This is a genomic window from Sulfitobacter sp. KMM 9851, assembly GCF_057178245.1.
Genome location: NZ_CM169991.1, coordinates 2,443,680 through 2,458,224, shown reverse-complemented (window position 1 = coordinate 2,458,224; position 14,545 = coordinate 2,443,680). Strand labels below are relative to the sequence as shown.

Sequence of the window (14,545 nt, the reverse complement as noted above, 5' to 3'; positions counted from 1 at the left end):
ATTTGATCAAATAAAAACCTACTGGCTTGATTTGTGTTTTGGCTTCGGAGTAGCGTGAAGCTGTTGCCATACAGGTTTGCCCGACGATTGGCGCGGCTCAGTCATACATGACTGGGTTGTGAGCGCCTGCGCCGTATCGGGGCCGGGCGCTGTGGCATCCACAATGACGGCAAAATGCCGCATAAACACCCGAGGGGGGTCATATGATCGAAATTGATCACGTCAGCAAAGCGTATGGCGCGGGGGCGTCGCGCTTTATGGCCTTGAATGAGGTTTCGGTCACGATCCGCGAAAACGAATTCTTTACGCTGCTGGGGCCGTCGGGCTGTGGCAAGACAACGCTGCTGAGGGTGATCGCGGGCTTTGTCGATCCGACGGCGGGCACGGTCACGATGGACGGGCAGGACCTGTTGCAATTGCCCCCGCATCAACGCCCGGTAAACACGGTGTTTCAGAACTACGCGCTGTTTCCGCATCTGACAGTGCGCCAGAATATCGCCTTCGGGCTTGAGATGTTGGGCAAGCCCAAAGCCGAAATCGCCGCCACGGTCGACGACATGATGGCGCTGGTCCAGATGACCCAAATGGCGGACCGGCGCACCGGCGAGATATCAGGCGGGCAGCAGCAGCGCGTGGCGCTGGCCCGGGCATTGGCCCCGAAACCCAAGGTGTTGCTGCTGGATGAACCGCTCAGCGCGCTGGATTTCAAGCTGCGCAAGGACATGCAGATCGAACTGAAACGCCTGCAATCGGAAACCGGCATCACCTTTGTCTTTGTCACGCACGATCAAGAAGAGGCGCTGACCATGTCGGACCGGATCGCCGTGATGAACGCAGGGGCAATCCGCCAGATCGGCAGCCCGACCGATATCTACGAACATCCCGCAGAACGTTTTGTCGCGGATTTTATCGGGGATACCAATTTCCTGTCCGTCTCGGTGCGGGGCGTCAGCGGATCGGTGGCAGAGGCCGAGCTGGCATCGGGCAAGACCGTCAAGGCGCGCGCGGTGATGGGCGGGCAGGGCGGCGGTGCCACCTTGGCGGTGCGCCCCGAACACGCCAGCCTTGTCGCGCCCGACGCGGGTTTACTGACCGGGCGGCTGGACAACATCGTCTATTTCGGCACCGACACCCATTACCATGTGACGCTAAGCGGCGATGACCGCTTTGTCGTGCGTGCGCAGAACACACCCGGTGCCGCCACGCCCTTTGCCATCGGTGATGCGGTCGGGGTCAGTTTCCCCGGCGGTGTCGGCCAAGTGCTGAAGGATTGAGCGATGGATGATCTGGCAAGCAAAGCCGACAAACGCGCCGCCCGCACCCGCTGGCTGCTGCTGGCGCCCGCGCTGATCATCCTTGTGGTGGCGGCCTCTGGCCCGCTTTTGATCACGCTGACCTATTCGTTTCTGTCGCCGGGTGATTACGGCGGGATCGAGTGGGATTTTTCCACCGACGCCTGGTTCAACGTTTTTTTGCAGCGCGATATCTTTGACGACACGCTTAGCTTTGCCGATGCGCATCTGTCGATCCTGTGGCGGTCGGTGAAACTGTCGCTATTGACGACTATTGGCGCGGTAATCCTTGGCTTTCCCACCGCCTATTTCATCGCCACCCGGCCGCCGCACCGCCGCGACATCTGGATGCTCCTGATCATGATCCCGTTCTGGACCAACCTGCTGATCCGCACCTTCGCGGTGATGGAGCTGATCCGCAATGAAGGCACCGTGAATTCGCTGCTGATCTGGGCAGGGGTGATTGATCAGCCGATCCAGATATTGTTCACCGAAACCGCGATCATGATCGGGATGCTTTATGTCTACCTGCCCCTGATGGTGCTGCCGCTTTATGCCAGCATGGAGCGGTTGGATTTTTCACTGGTCGAGGCGGGATATGATCTTTACGCCACGCGCTTTGCCGTGCTGCGCCGGGTGATCCTGCCGCTGGTCAAACCGGGGCTGATTGCCGGGTCGATCCTTGTCTTTGTGCCCAGCCTTGGGGCCTATGTGACCCCGCGCGTCATGGGCGGTGGCAAGCAGTTGATGCTGGGTAATCTGATCGAGTTGCAGTTCGGGCAGGGGCGAAACTGGCCCTTGGGGGCGGCACTGTCGATCACGCTTTTGGTTATCGTGATGGTGGCGCTGATTTTCTATGTGCGGGCCGCCGGGAAAGACGAGGTGCACCATGGCTAAGGAATCTGGTTTCGACATTCGCCGCCAATGGGGATTTACCCCGATCGCGCTGACGTGTTTTGCGCTGCTGTATCTGCCTGTGGTCCTTCTGGTGATCTACAGTTTCAACGCCGGCACCTCCATCGCGATCTGGGAGGGTTTTTCGCTGCAATGGTATCGCAGCGCCTGGGACAACCAGCAGGTGCAGGACGCCACCGTGCGGTCGCTGGTGTTGGCGTGTTGGGCGGCGCTGATCAGCACTGGCTGTGCTGTGCTGGCTGCGCTGGCCACCACCCGCGTGCGCCCGTTCCGGGGCTATGCCGCTGTCTTTGCCGCCATCAACCAGCCGCTGATGGTGCCCGAGATCGTGACCGCCGTGGCGTTGCTGATCCTTTTTGCCAGCGTCAAGGTTTGGACCGGGTACACCGGGCTTGGCTATCTCGTTCTGGCGCATTCCGCCTTTTGCATCCCTTTTGCCTATCTGCCGATCCGCGCGCGCCTACAGGGGATGGACCTGAACCTTGAACAAGCTGCCGCCGATCTCTACGCCACGCCGTTTCAGGTGTTCCGGCGCATCACATTGCCGCAACTTTGGCCAGGTATCCTTGCCGGGGCGATGCTGGCCTTTGTCATCAGCCTGGATGATGTGGTGATCACGGAGTTTGTGAAATCCGCAGGTCAGGATACGTTGCCGACCTACATGCTGGGGCAGTTGCGCCGGGTGGTCACACCCGAGGTCAACGCCATCTCGACCGTCCTTCTGGCGATATCGGTGACCATGGTCATCGCCTTCTTCTTTGTCAGCCGGGCCAAAAAATAAACATGACCACCAACAGAACGACCAACAATAAAGGGAGACGACCAATGAAAAGATTTCTCACCACTACGGCGCTGATCGCCGTCGCCGGGGCCGCGATGGCCGAAGGCGAGTTGAACATCTATAACTGGGGCAACTACACCTCGCCCGAAATGATCGAGAAGTTCGAGAAAGAACATGACGTCAAGGTGACGATCACCGATTACGACAGCAACGACACGGCCCTGGCCAAGATCAAGGCCGGCGGGCACGGCTTTGATATTGTTGTGCCGTCGGGCACCTACATCCCGATCTTCGTAGGCGAGGGCATGCTGATGGAGCTCGACCCCGCCGAATTGTCAAACCACGCCAATATCGACCCGCAGTGGATGGATGTGGCCTTTGATCCCGGCCGCAAACATTCGGTGCCATGGCAGTGGGGCACCGTGGGCGTGACCGTGAACACAGCGCTATACGATGGCGATATCAACACCGCCGACATCATTTTCAAAACCCCGGATGCGCTCAAGGGCAAAGTTAACGTGGTGCCTGAAATGAACGACGTCATGGGGATGGCGATCCACTATGTCGGCGGAGAGACCTGCACCGGCGACAAGGACGTGCTGAAAAAGGTCCGCGATACGCTGGTCGATGCCAAGAAAGATTGGCTGTCGATGGATTATGGCAACATCGAAAAATACGCCAAGGGCGACCTAGCCGCCGGGGTAAACTGGAACGGTGCGTCGATGCGCGCGCGTGACCAGAACCCAGACATCGCCTTTGGCTATCCTCAGACGGGCTATCCGGTCTGGATGGACAATGCCGCGATCCTTTCGGATGCCAAGAATGTCGACAACGCCAAACTGTTCATCAACTTTATCATGGACCCAGAAAATGCCGCGATGCTGTCATCCTTCGCGAAATACGCCAATGGCATCGCAGGCTCCGAAGAGTTTATGTCCGACGAGATGAAATCAGCGCCTGAAATCGTGGTGCCTGCCGATCTCAAGGCGGCGGCGTATATTGCCGAAACCTGCCCACCTGAAGTGTCCAAGATCTATACCCAGATATGGACTGAACTACAGAAGTAAACCGCTGGGGCGTGCCTATACCGGGCACGCCCTTTTTCCGTCCCGCGCAAAGGCTTGTCCCATGGCACAGACTCCAGACATCATCATTCTAAACGGCGCATTGATCACCTTTGCCGATACGCCGGATGGCGCCACGGCGCTGGCCATCGCGGGCGGCAAGATTGCAGCACTTGGCACGGATGCCGACATGCGCGCATTGGCCGGGCCGGACAGTCAGATCATAGATGCCAAGGGTGGCACCGTTTTGCCGGGGTTCATCGACAGCCACGTGCATCTTTTCGGCGGCTCGGTTGAACTGTCCTGCCTTGATTTGATGGGCGTGCAGGGCCCGCTGGCGCTGCGCGATGTGGTGGCCCCTTATGCCGCCGCCAATCCCCGCGACCGCATCATCTTTGCCGTGCAGGCCGATTACGCCATTCTGCACCCCGACCGCACGCCGACGCGGCAAGAGCTGGATCAGGTCTGCCCCGACCGCCCCTTTGCCATGTTTGCGCCCGACCACCATACCGTCTGGGCCAATACCGCCGCGCTGGAACTGGCAGGCCTGCTGCACGGCAAGGAAACTGAGGCCGGGGCGACCGTTGTCATGGGGGACGACGGGCTGGCCACGGGCGAGTTCCGCGAATTTGATGCCTTTGGCGAAATCCTTAAACTGACCCGCCATGGCGGGCGCGATCTGGCGGGCTTGGTCACTGGGCGCGATCCCGAGCCAGCGCCAACGCCGGAGGAACGCGAACAGGACAAGGATGTGATTGTCGCAGGTCAGCGCCACTGCGCGGCACAGGGCATCACGACGCTGCACTGCATGGATGGCAATTTTTACCAGCTTGAACTGTTGAGTGAGTTGGAGGCCGAGGGCCGATTGCTCTGTCGCACCGCCGTGCCGCTGCACCTGAAAAGCCACGATACGTTGGACAGGCTTGATGCGGCGGTCGAGATGCAGAACAAATATTCCGGCGATATGGTCTATTCCGGCTATGTGAAAATGTTCATCGACGGCGTGATTGAGGGGCGCACCGCCCTGATGTTGGAGCCATACCCCGGCACCACCGACACCTGTGGCGATGCCGTGTTCGAGGCAGATCAGTTTAACGCCGCCTGCACCGCCATCGACGCGCGGGGGTTGCAGATCGTCGTGCATGCCATCGGTGACGCAGGTATCCGGCGCACGCTGGATGCATACGAGGCCGCACGCGCCGCCAATGGCACCCGCGACAGCCGCCACCGGATTGAACATCTGGAATGTATGCACCCCGACGATATCCCACGTATTGCCGAGCTTGGGGCGGTGGCGTCGATCCAGCCGGGGCACGCGCCCTTTGGTCATATCTTTCCGTCAGAAGGCGTGCCGAAGTACCTGCATGATCATCAGATCGCAGGCGCCTATGCCTGGCAGCAGATCCGCGAAACCGGGGCGCCGGTGGTGTTTTCAACCGACTGGCCGGTGATCGGTGTTGAGGTAATGACCAACATCAAGGCCGCCATCGCGCCAAAGGACATGGGCAAGGGCTGGCGCGACCAGACCCAGGGCCTGATGGAAACGCTGGCCAGTTATACGCGCGACAACGCCTGGGTCGAATTCAACGAGGCCCGCAAAGGTCGGCTTGAGGCCGGGATGATGGCCGATGTCGCGGTGTTGAGCCATGACATCACCACGTTGCCGCCGGCCGAGATTACGCAGGCCAGCACCGTGGCAACGATCTGTAACGGGCGGGTGACATACAGCGCGGCCTAGGCCAGCGCCTGCGCCACCTCAGCCTGTACCTTTTCTGCCGCCGCTTCCTTTACCGGCCCATAGCCGCGTATCTCCATCGGTGCCGCCAGCACCTCCAGCGCCTGATCCGGGGCCAACGCTGGCGCTGCGGCCATGACGCCTTCGAACCATGCGATCAACCCGACTTCCAGCTTGCGATCCGCGCCATAGCTGAACACATCCGCCCAGGTGCCACGCAGGGGCTTCATCCGTGCCAGCACATCAAACACAGGCCCCATCCACGGCCCGAACTGCCGCTTGTTGGGCCGCCCGCGCCCGTCAGTTCCGGTGGGGAACATCGGCGGGGCGAGGTGGTACTTCACCTTGTAATCGCCTTCGAAATTCTCGGCGATCTTATCCGCAAACCCAGCTTGACGATGCAGCCGCGCGACCTCGTATTCATCCTTGTAGGCCATCAGCTTGAACAGGGATTTCGCCGCCGCACGGACCAGATCATCGGACCCGGCAGGTAGTGCCGCCGCCAACCCGTCCAGCCGCGCCTTGTAGCGGGTCGCATAGGCCGCGTTCTGATAATCCGTCAGGAATTCCATCCGCCGCGCGATCAGGGCGTCTACGGTATCATCGACCACCGGGGCAGGGGCCAGATGCGCCTCAATCGCCTGCGGATCACCCGCCATCACCCGGCCAAAGCCAAAGGCCGCGCGGTTTTTGTCGGGCACCACGCCGTTCAGTTCAATCGCCTGTTCCAGTGCTGTCAGAGACACCGGCACCAGCCCCTTTTGCCACGCATATCCCAGCATCATAACGTTGGCAAAAACCGCATCACCCATCAGCACTTCGGCCATGCGGTTGGCGTCAAAGGCGCTGAGGTTCTCGGCACCCACCGCCGCGGCAATCACCGCCTCGCGTTCATCAATCGCCAGATCGGCGTCGCGGTTGAGCACCAGATCGCCGGTCGGCATTTCCGCCCGGTTCAGCACGATCCGCGTTCCCCGCCGATAATGCGCCGATGCTTTGGGCGCGGAGCTGACAACCATATCGCAGCCAATCACAGCGTCCGCCGCACCTTGATCAATGCGCACCTGGTGCACGTCATCAGGTGTGGCGGCGATGCGCACATAGCCCAGAACTGTCCCGAATTTCTGGGCAAAGCCGGTGAAATCCAGCACGCTTGATCCCAACCCTTCGAGATGTGCCGCCATCGTGATCAGCGCGCCCACGGTCACAACGCCGGTACCGCCCACGCCCGTCACCAGCAGGTTAAACGGCTGGTCAAGCTTGGGCAGGGCAGGCATCGGCAGAGCGGCAGACAACGTGGCCACATCTAATCCCGCGCCAGAGCGCTTGCGCCTTGTGCCGCCTTCGACCGTCACGAAAGACGGGCAAAAACCGTTGAGGCAGGAATAATCCTTGTTGCAGGTCGATTGGTTGATCTGACGCTTGGTGCCGAATTCGGTCTTTTTCGGCTCAACACTCAAACAGTTGGATTCAAGGCTGCAATCGCCACATCCTTCACAAACCAGATCGTTGATCATCACAAATTTCTTGGGGTCATCCATCTGCCCCCGCTTGCGCTTGCGCCGCTTTTCCGTCGCGCAGGTCTGCTCGTAGATCAGAACCGTGACACCCGGTATGTCGCGCAGTTCACGCTGCACGCGGTCCAGATCGCGGCGGTGATCGAACGTCGTCTCGGATGGGAAATCAGCCTTGGGCAGCAGCTCGGGTCGGTCCGAGACCAGCGCGATCCGCGCCACGCCTTCCGCCCGGCTGGCCTGTGCGATGGCGGCCACCGAAACCGGCCCATCGACTGGCTGACCGCCCGTCATTGCGACCGCATCGTTATATAGAATCTTGTATGTGATATTCGTCTTGGCCGCGACCGCCTGACGAATGGCCAGCGACCCGGAATGATACCAGGTGCCTTCGCCAAGGTTCTGAAATACATGTTTGCCACCGTTGAACAGCGACGTTGCAATCCACGGCACGCCTTCGCCGCCCATCTGGGCAAAACCGGCGGTGTCGCGGTCCATCCAAGACGCCATGACGTGACAGCCGATGCCAGAATTGGCTTTCGATCCCTCCGGCACTTTGGTCGAGGAATTATGCGGGCAGCCCGAACAGAAATAGGGGGTGCGGGTGGCGCCCGGCACGTTGAGCAGAACAGGCGGCTGATTGGTCAGCGCACGGGCCTTTTCGATCAGATTTTCGCCGGGGAAAAACGCATCCAGCCGTGCGGCGATGATCGGGGCAAGCTTCAGCGGGGACAGCTCGCCCGTCCATGGCACCAAATCCTTGAGGTTCTCGTCGTGCTTGCCCACCATCCGCGCGGGTTTGGAGCCGGGCCAGTCATAAAACGCCTCCTTGAACTGGCTCTCGATAATGCCGCGTTTCTCTTCGATCACAAGCACTTCGCGCTTGCCCTTCACGAAATCCAACGCATCGCGCAGGGCCAGTGGCCAGACCATGCCGATTTTGTAAATGTCGATCCCCAAGGCGCGGCATTTGCCCTCGTCGAGGCCCAGCAACCGCAGCGCTTCCATCGTGTCGAGGTGGCCCTTGCCGGTGGTCACGATGCCAAAAGGCGCCTCTTTGATCTCGTAGATATGGCGGTCGATCGGGTTGGCGTTCACAAAGGCCTGCACGGCCTCCAGCTTGTCATGAATGCGGTTTTCGATCAGCGGCGATGGCAGATCGCCCAGCCGCACATGCAGCCCCCCCGCAGGGGCGGTGTACTCAGGCTGGTTGAACACGCGGTCGGGCGTGAGGTCCACCGACGCCCCGCTTTCCACGGTTTCCGATATCGCCTTGAACCCTACCCAAGTCCCCGAAAACCGCGACAGCGCGATGCCGTATTCGCCAAATTCAGCATATTCCGCCACCGATGCCGGGTTCAACGTGGGCATGAACCACGACATGAACGCGACGTCCGATTGATGCGGCATGGACGACGACACACAGCCGTGATCATCCCCCGCGACGACCAGCACGCCGCCCTTGGGGGCAGAGCCATAGGCGTTGCCGTGTTTCAACGCATCGCCAGAACGGTCCACGCCCGGCCCCTTGCCGTACCACATGGAAAACACGCCTTCGACCTCGGCGTGCGGATCCAGATGCGCCTGCTGCGCGCCCAGAACGGCAGTGGCACCAAGGTCTTCGTTGACCGCAGGAAGAAACTTCACGCCCGCTTCTTCGACCCGTTTTGCGATGCGCCAGAATTCCTGATCCAGCCCCCCCAACGGCGAGCCGCGATAGCCCGACACAAAGCCCGCGGTGTTCAGCCCCGCCGCACGGTCGCGCCGCGCCTGATCTAGCATGATCCGCACCAGCGCCTGTGTGCCGGTCAGGAACACGCGACCCGTCGTGCGGGCATAGCGGTCGTCAAGTTGGTAGGTGCTGAAATCATGGCTGGCTTGGGTCATGTCGGTCTCCTTGCTGTCGGTAATATAGCGCAGCTTGCCTGAATTTACGCATCTTTCTAATTGGCATTACGGGGGATTTTCGGATAGATTTGCTGCCAACTGGCACTTATCCGAAAGAATTTACCATGATCCAGATGGACGCAACCGACCGCAAACTGCTGGCCCTGATCCAAAGGGACTCGCGATTGCCCAATGCGCAATTGGCCGAGCGGCTGAACATTTCTGCCTCGGCCTGCTGGCGGCGGGTCAAAGCGCTGGAGCAGGCGGGCGTGATTGAACGCTATGCCGCAATCGTCAATCCGCAGGCGATGGGACTGGCCTTTGAGGCGCTGGTGCATGTCCATCTGACCCGTCACGACGCGCAGGCGTTGGCGGGGTTCATCGCCGCTGTCCAGACCCGCGATGAGGTGACGGAATGTTTCGCCACAACGGGGCAGGCCGATTACCACCTGCGCATCCTGTGCCGCGACATCGACGCCTATAACGCGTTTCTTGAGAGTTTCCTGTTCCTGCAACCGGCGGTGAATTCGGCCACCACGAATGTCGTGCTGCGCCGGATCAAATCAAACGCGCCCATCACTGGCTGACCTGCCGACCAGACGCGCCTGATCGGGGGGGGTGACGGGCCGGGGGGCGGAATGCGACATTCCAGCCACAGAATTATTGCACTGTGGCTCTTGAACCCTTTAGGGTTGGACGATGACGCCGACCGGACCTTGATTCTGGACCGGTCTCACGAAAAACAAGTCTGGGAGGACAACCATGAAATTCCGCTTTTTCAAAGCATTGATGACCAGTGCCGTGCTGACAACGGGCGCGGCAGGGGCCGTGTCAGCCGCCGAATGTATCGCGCCGGCCAACCCCGGCGGTGGCTGGGATTTCACCTGCCGCCAGATCGGCAAGATCATGTATGACATCGGCGCGGTCGACAAACCCATTCAGGTCACCAACATGGCCGGCGCGGGCGGCGGTCTGGCCTTTGGTCACGTGGTGACCGAACAGAACGACAACGCCGATCTGATCATCGCCGCCTCGTCGGCAACAACCACACGTCTGGCACAGAACGCCTACGCCGGGATGACCGCCGATCAGGTGCGTTTCGTGGGCGCCATCGGGGCCGATCCGGGTGTGATCGTCGTCGCAAAGGACAGCGAAATTCAGACGCTCGATGACATGGTCAATAAGATCAAGGAAGACCCCTCTTCCGTCGCTTTTGCTGGCGGCTCTGCCGTGGGCGGGTTTGACCACATGAAACCACTGATGATCCTTCAAGAGGCCGGGTTCACCGATATCAAAAAGATCAAATACATTGGTGTTGACGGTGGCGCAGATGCCATCACGCAGACTGTTGGTGGTTTTACCCAAGCAATGACGGGCGACATGTCAGAAGTTGTGGGGTTTGTGAAATCCGGCGAAGTCCGGGTGATTGCAGTGCTGACAGAAGAGCGCGTGCCGGGCTTTGACGACATCCCAACAGCCAAGGAACAGGGCTATGACGTGGTCGCGGTGAACTGGCGCGGGCTTTATGTGCCCAAGGGCATTTCGGACGAAAAGTTCGACGAATGGGCCGGTAAATTGCAACAGGTCGCGGACAGCGAAGAGTGGAAAACCGCGATGGAGGCCAATGGTCTTGCCCCGTTCACCAAAGTGGGTGGTGATTTCCAATCCTATGTTGACGGGCTGATTGCCGATATCAACACGATGTCCAAGGAACTGGGGGTCATCCAGTAATGGCCTCTGACCGGATTTTCGGTCTGGTCATGTTGTTTCTCGCGCTGGCCTATATGGCCAGCGCGACGCAAATTCAGACCAGCTTTCTTGCTGATCCCGTAGGGCCGCGGGCCTTTCCGATGCTGATCGGTGCGGTGGCTGCGATTTCATCGCTTGTGATGATCCTGCGCCCCGATCCTGACCCTGACTGGCCCGCTGCACCGACCTTTGTGGCGCTGCTTGTGGCCGTGGTGGTGCTGGTTGCCTATGCCTTTGCGTTGAAACCGCTGGGTTTTGTTATTCCAACGGCGATTGCCGCCGGTATCCTGAGCTATCAGATCTCACCGCGCCCCCTGCCTGCGGTTGCGGCGGGTGTCGGCCTGTCGGTGGGACTTTATATCGTCTTTAAGTACGCATTGGGCCTCAGCCTGGTCGGTTTCCCTAAGGGGTGGATGTAGCCAATGGACCTGTTTGCAAACCTCGCGCTGGGTTTTGGCGTGGCGTTATCGCCCTTTACGCTGATGTTGGCGGTAGTTGGGTGTTTTCTTGGCACGATCATTGGTGCGCTGCCGGGGCTCGGGCCCTCGAACGGTGTGGCAATTCTGATCCCGTTGACCTTTACCATGGGGCTGGATGCCACCAGCGCGCTGGTGCTGATGACCTCCGTCTATTACGGCGCGATGTATGGCGGGCGGATCAGTTCGATCCTGCTGAACATCCCCGGTGATGAACCGGCACTGATGACCACGCTGGATGGCTACCCGATGGCCAAGGCGGGCCGCGCGGGCGATGCGCTGGTCCTGTCCGGTGTTGCGTCCTTTGTAGGTGCGTTTCTGGCCACCGTGGGGCTGATGCTGCTGGCCCCGATGCTGGCGCGGGTTGCCTATCTCTTTGGCCCGGCTGAATATTTTGCGCTATATCTGCTGGCGTTCTGCACACTGGGTGGCATGGCGTCGAACAATCAGGCCAAGGCGGCGCTGGCGTCGTGTATCGGTCTGGCGATTGCGATGATCGGCGTCGACAACAACTCGGGTATGCCGCGTCTGACCTATGGCAATATGCACCTGATGGACGGCGTTGATTTCCTCGTGGCCATTGTCGGGTTGTTCGCCATTGCGGAGGTGTTCTTCTTTATTGAAAGTCACGGTAAGGGATCGTCGATCGGCGTAAAGCTCGATAAGGTGCGTATCCCTTGGAAAGATATCAACGAGACGAAATGGACCATGCTGCGCTCGTCCGGTGTGGGGTTCATCGCGGGTATCCTGCCCGGCGCCGGCGCCTCGTTGGGATCGTTCATGGCGTATATGTCTGAAAAGGCTCTGGCGGGCGACAAAGGCGGCTTTGGCACCGGGGTGCCCAAAGGCGTCGCGGCCCCAGAGGCGGGCAATAACGCCGCTGCGGGCGGCGCGCTGGTGCCGATGCTGACACTGGGCGTGCCGGGGTCCGGCACCACGGCGGTTCTTTTGGCGTTGTTGATGACGCTGAACATCACACCGGGTCCAACGCTGTTTACCGACCGGCCCGAAGTGGTCTGGGGACTGATCGCGTCACTGCTCATTGCCAACGTGGTGCTGCTTTTGATGAACGTGCCGATGGTGAAGATCTTTGTGAAAATCCTGATGGTGCCTGCATGGGTGCTGTTGCCGGGGGTGACGATGATATCTTTTGTCGGCATCTACTCGCTCTCGGGGAGCTATTTTGATCTGCTGCTGATGGTCGGCTTTGGCGTGCTGGGTTATGTTCTGCGCAAGCTGGATATCCCGACGGTGCCTGTGATCCTTGGTATCCTGCTGGGCGGTAACATGGAAAATGCCCTGCGCCGCGCCATGGTGCTGTCGGATGGGGATGCGATGTTTCTTTTCTCATCGCCCATTGCCATCGGGTTGTGGATATTTGCCATCGCTGGCTTTGTCGCACCGATGTTCATGCGTGGCTTGCTGAAACGGCCGCAGGCGGTTACGGACTAAGCCATGGTTAAGGTATTGATCCCCTCCGGGGCGCTGGGTCTGAACTATGACCTTGCGGCCCTGCAACGCGGCGTTGATGCGCGCCCTGATATCATTGCGATTGACGGCGGATCGACCGACAGCGGCCCCTCGTATCTGGGGCGCGGCGTGTCGAAATACGCCCGCGCGTCGATCAAATTGGAATGGGCCGGGCTGATGGCGGCGCAGGCCGAGGCCGGTTGCCCGCTGGTGATCGGCACCGCAGGCACCTGCGGCAGCGACAGCGCTGTTGACTGGATGCTCGACATCACGCGCGAGATCGCGGCAGAGCAGGGCACAGGCCCGCGCATCGCCGTGTTGCGGTCCGGTCAAGACCCCGATCACATCGCAGAGGCCTTTGAGGCGGGGCGCATCACGCCGCTGTCTGGCGCGCCGGAAATCGACGCGGATGGCATCCGCGCCTGCACCCATATCGTGGCACTGGCCGGGGCCGAACAGGTGGCGGCGGCGCTGGATACCGGGGCCGATATCATCATCTGCGGGCGCACCACCGATACGGCCATCATCGCGGCCTTGCCCCTGCAACAGGGCATCGACGCGGGCGCGGCATGGCACGCCGCCAAGATCGGTGAATGTGGCGCATTATGTGCCAGCAATCCGCAATCTGGCGTGCTGATGGTCGAATTTGACGATGATGGTGGGTTTACCATTCACCCGCTGGCCGACGGGGCAAAGGCGACGCCGCATACCGTCTCTGCGCATATGCTTTATGAAAACTCCGATCCGTTCATCCTGTATGAACCGGGCGGGCATCTGGATGTGACGCAGGCCCATTACCGCGCGCTGGATGATACCCGCGTGCATGTTACCGGCGCGCGCTGGGTGGCTTCGGATGATTACACGGTCAAACTTGAAGGGGCGCGGGTGGCGGGCTATCAGACCGTGCTGATGGTGCTGCTGCGCGATCACCGCTATGTGCAGAACGCCAAAATCTGGGCCGATAATATCACCCGCAAATGCCTGGAAAAAGCCGCCGCCCGGCTGGACGCAGCACCCGACAGCTATGGTATCGAGTTGCGCCTGATCGGGCAGAACGCCAGCTTTGGTGATCTGGAAACCAATGTAGCCCCCCCGGTTGAGGTGGGCGTGCTGGCGATCATCACGGCCCCCGACATGGCGCTGGCCGACGAGTTGGGAAAGATGCTGAACCCCTATCTGCTGCACCATCCGCTGACCTCGGAAGAAGAACAGCCCACCTTTGCCTTTCCGTTTTCGCCTGCTGAAATGCCGCGTGGCGCGGTCTATGAATTTGCCCTGCACCACATCATGACGCTGGACGATCCGATGCAGGCCTTTTCATTGGAGGTGCTGGAACCATGAGCGCGTTAGGCGATATCGTCCAAAAGGTCCGGTCGAAAAACGCGGGACCGTTCTGGCTGACCATCGACATCTTCTGCGGGTCCGACGCGGCGTACAAAGATGTTGTGGCACGGTTGGATAATACTGCTGTGGCAGCATTGCTGGGGGCCAATTCGCAAGACCTCAAGCGGTTCGACATCGCGTCGCTGAACGTCGTCAAAATCAGCCTGCCGCGCCCCACGGTGCAGGGGGCGATCAACGACCGTGACATGCACGGGGCGTCTTGGGCGGCGCTTTTGTCGGAAATGGACATTTAGGCGCGCGGCAGGGCATATAGGCAAA

General features: G+C 60.3%; 12 protein-coding genes. 11 read left to right on the top strand and 1 reads right to left on the bottom strand.

The window, feature by feature from the left end:
* Positions 1–203: 203 nt before the first annotated feature.
* The 5 genes from AC1965_RS12170 to AC1965_RS12150 all read left to right on the top strand — a co-directional run bounded on the left by AC1965_RS12170 (position 204) and on the right by AC1965_RS12150 (position 5,790).
* Complete coding sequence (locus AC1965_RS12170) at positions 204–1,274, top strand: ABC transporter ATP-binding protein (RefSeq protein WP_483884138.1); 1,071 nt, start codon at positions 204–206, stop codon at positions 1,272–1,274.
* A gap of 3 nt (positions 1,275–1,277) precedes the next feature.
* Positions 1,278–2,189 (top strand): ABC transporter permease, encoded by a 912-nt coding sequence (locus AC1965_RS12165; RefSeq protein ID WP_483884137.1) that lies wholly within the window; start codon positions 1,278–1,280, stop codon positions 2,187–2,189.
* A complete protein-coding gene (locus AC1965_RS12160) occupies positions 2,182–2,988 on the top strand; it encodes an ABC transporter permease (protein WP_483884136.1) in 807 nt (268 codons plus the stop codon). Before AC1965_RS12165 ends, AC1965_RS12160 begins: the two co-directional genes overlap by 8 nt.
* A gap of 44 nt (positions 2,989–3,032) precedes the next feature.
* On the top strand, positions 3,033–4,055 hold the full coding sequence (locus AC1965_RS12155; RefSeq protein ID WP_483884135.1) for an ABC transporter substrate-binding protein: 1,023 nt from the start codon (positions 3,033–3,035) through the stop codon (positions 4,053–4,055).
* Between the two features lie 61 nt (positions 4,056–4,116).
* Positions 4,117–5,790, top strand: coding sequence for an amidohydrolase (locus tag AC1965_RS12150; protein WP_483884134.1), 1,674 nt, complete (start codon positions 4,117–4,119; stop codon positions 5,788–5,790).
* Here AC1965_RS12150 and AC1965_RS12145 read toward each other — a convergent pair.
* Positions 5,787–9,188 carry an indolepyruvate ferredoxin oxidoreductase family protein gene (locus AC1965_RS12145; RefSeq protein WP_483884133.1) on the bottom strand — a complete coding sequence of 1,134 codons (3,402 nt, stop codon included), beginning with the start codon at positions 9,186–9,188 and terminating at the stop codon, positions 5,787–5,789. The genes AC1965_RS12150 and AC1965_RS12145 overlap by 4 nt on opposite strands.
* Positions 9,189–9,313: 125 nt before the next feature.
* On the opposite strand from AC1965_RS12145, the gene AC1965_RS12140 reads away from it, so the two are divergent.
* The 6 genes from AC1965_RS12140 (at position 9,314) to AC1965_RS12115 (ending at position 14,520) form a co-directional block, all read left to right on the top strand.
* Positions 9,314–9,775 (top strand): Lrp/AsnC family transcriptional regulator, encoded by a 462-nt coding sequence (locus AC1965_RS12140; RefSeq protein ID WP_483884132.1) that lies wholly within the window; start codon positions 9,314–9,316, stop codon positions 9,773–9,775.
* Between the two features lie 175 nt (positions 9,776–9,950).
* Positions 9,951–10,919, top strand: a complete 969-nt coding sequence (locus AC1965_RS12135) for a Bug family tripartite tricarboxylate transporter substrate binding protein (RefSeq protein WP_483884131.1) — start codon at positions 9,951–9,953, stop codon at positions 10,917–10,919.
* Complete coding sequence (locus AC1965_RS12130) at positions 10,919–11,356, top strand: tripartite tricarboxylate transporter TctB family protein (protein WP_483884130.1); 438 nt, start codon at positions 10,919–10,921, stop codon at positions 11,354–11,356. The genes AC1965_RS12135 and AC1965_RS12130 overlap by 1 nt, the downstream gene beginning before the upstream one ends.
* Positions 11,357–11,359: 3 nt before the next feature.
* Complete coding sequence (locus tag AC1965_RS12125; protein WP_483884129.1) at positions 11,360–12,865, top strand: tripartite tricarboxylate transporter permease; 1,506 nt, start codon at positions 11,360–11,362, stop codon at positions 12,863–12,865.
* 3 nt (positions 12,866–12,868) lie between these two features.
* Positions 12,869–14,224 carry an acyclic terpene utilization AtuA family protein gene (locus AC1965_RS12120; RefSeq protein WP_483884128.1) on the top strand — a complete coding sequence of 452 codons (1,356 nt, stop codon included), beginning with the start codon at positions 12,869–12,871 and terminating at the stop codon, positions 14,222–14,224.
* A complete protein-coding gene (locus AC1965_RS12115) occupies positions 14,221–14,520 on the top strand; it encodes a DUF4387 family protein (RefSeq protein WP_483884127.1) in 300 nt (99 codons plus the stop codon). Before AC1965_RS12120 ends, AC1965_RS12115 begins: the two co-directional genes overlap by 4 nt.
* The last annotated feature ends 25 nt before the right edge of the window (positions 14,521–14,545 follow it).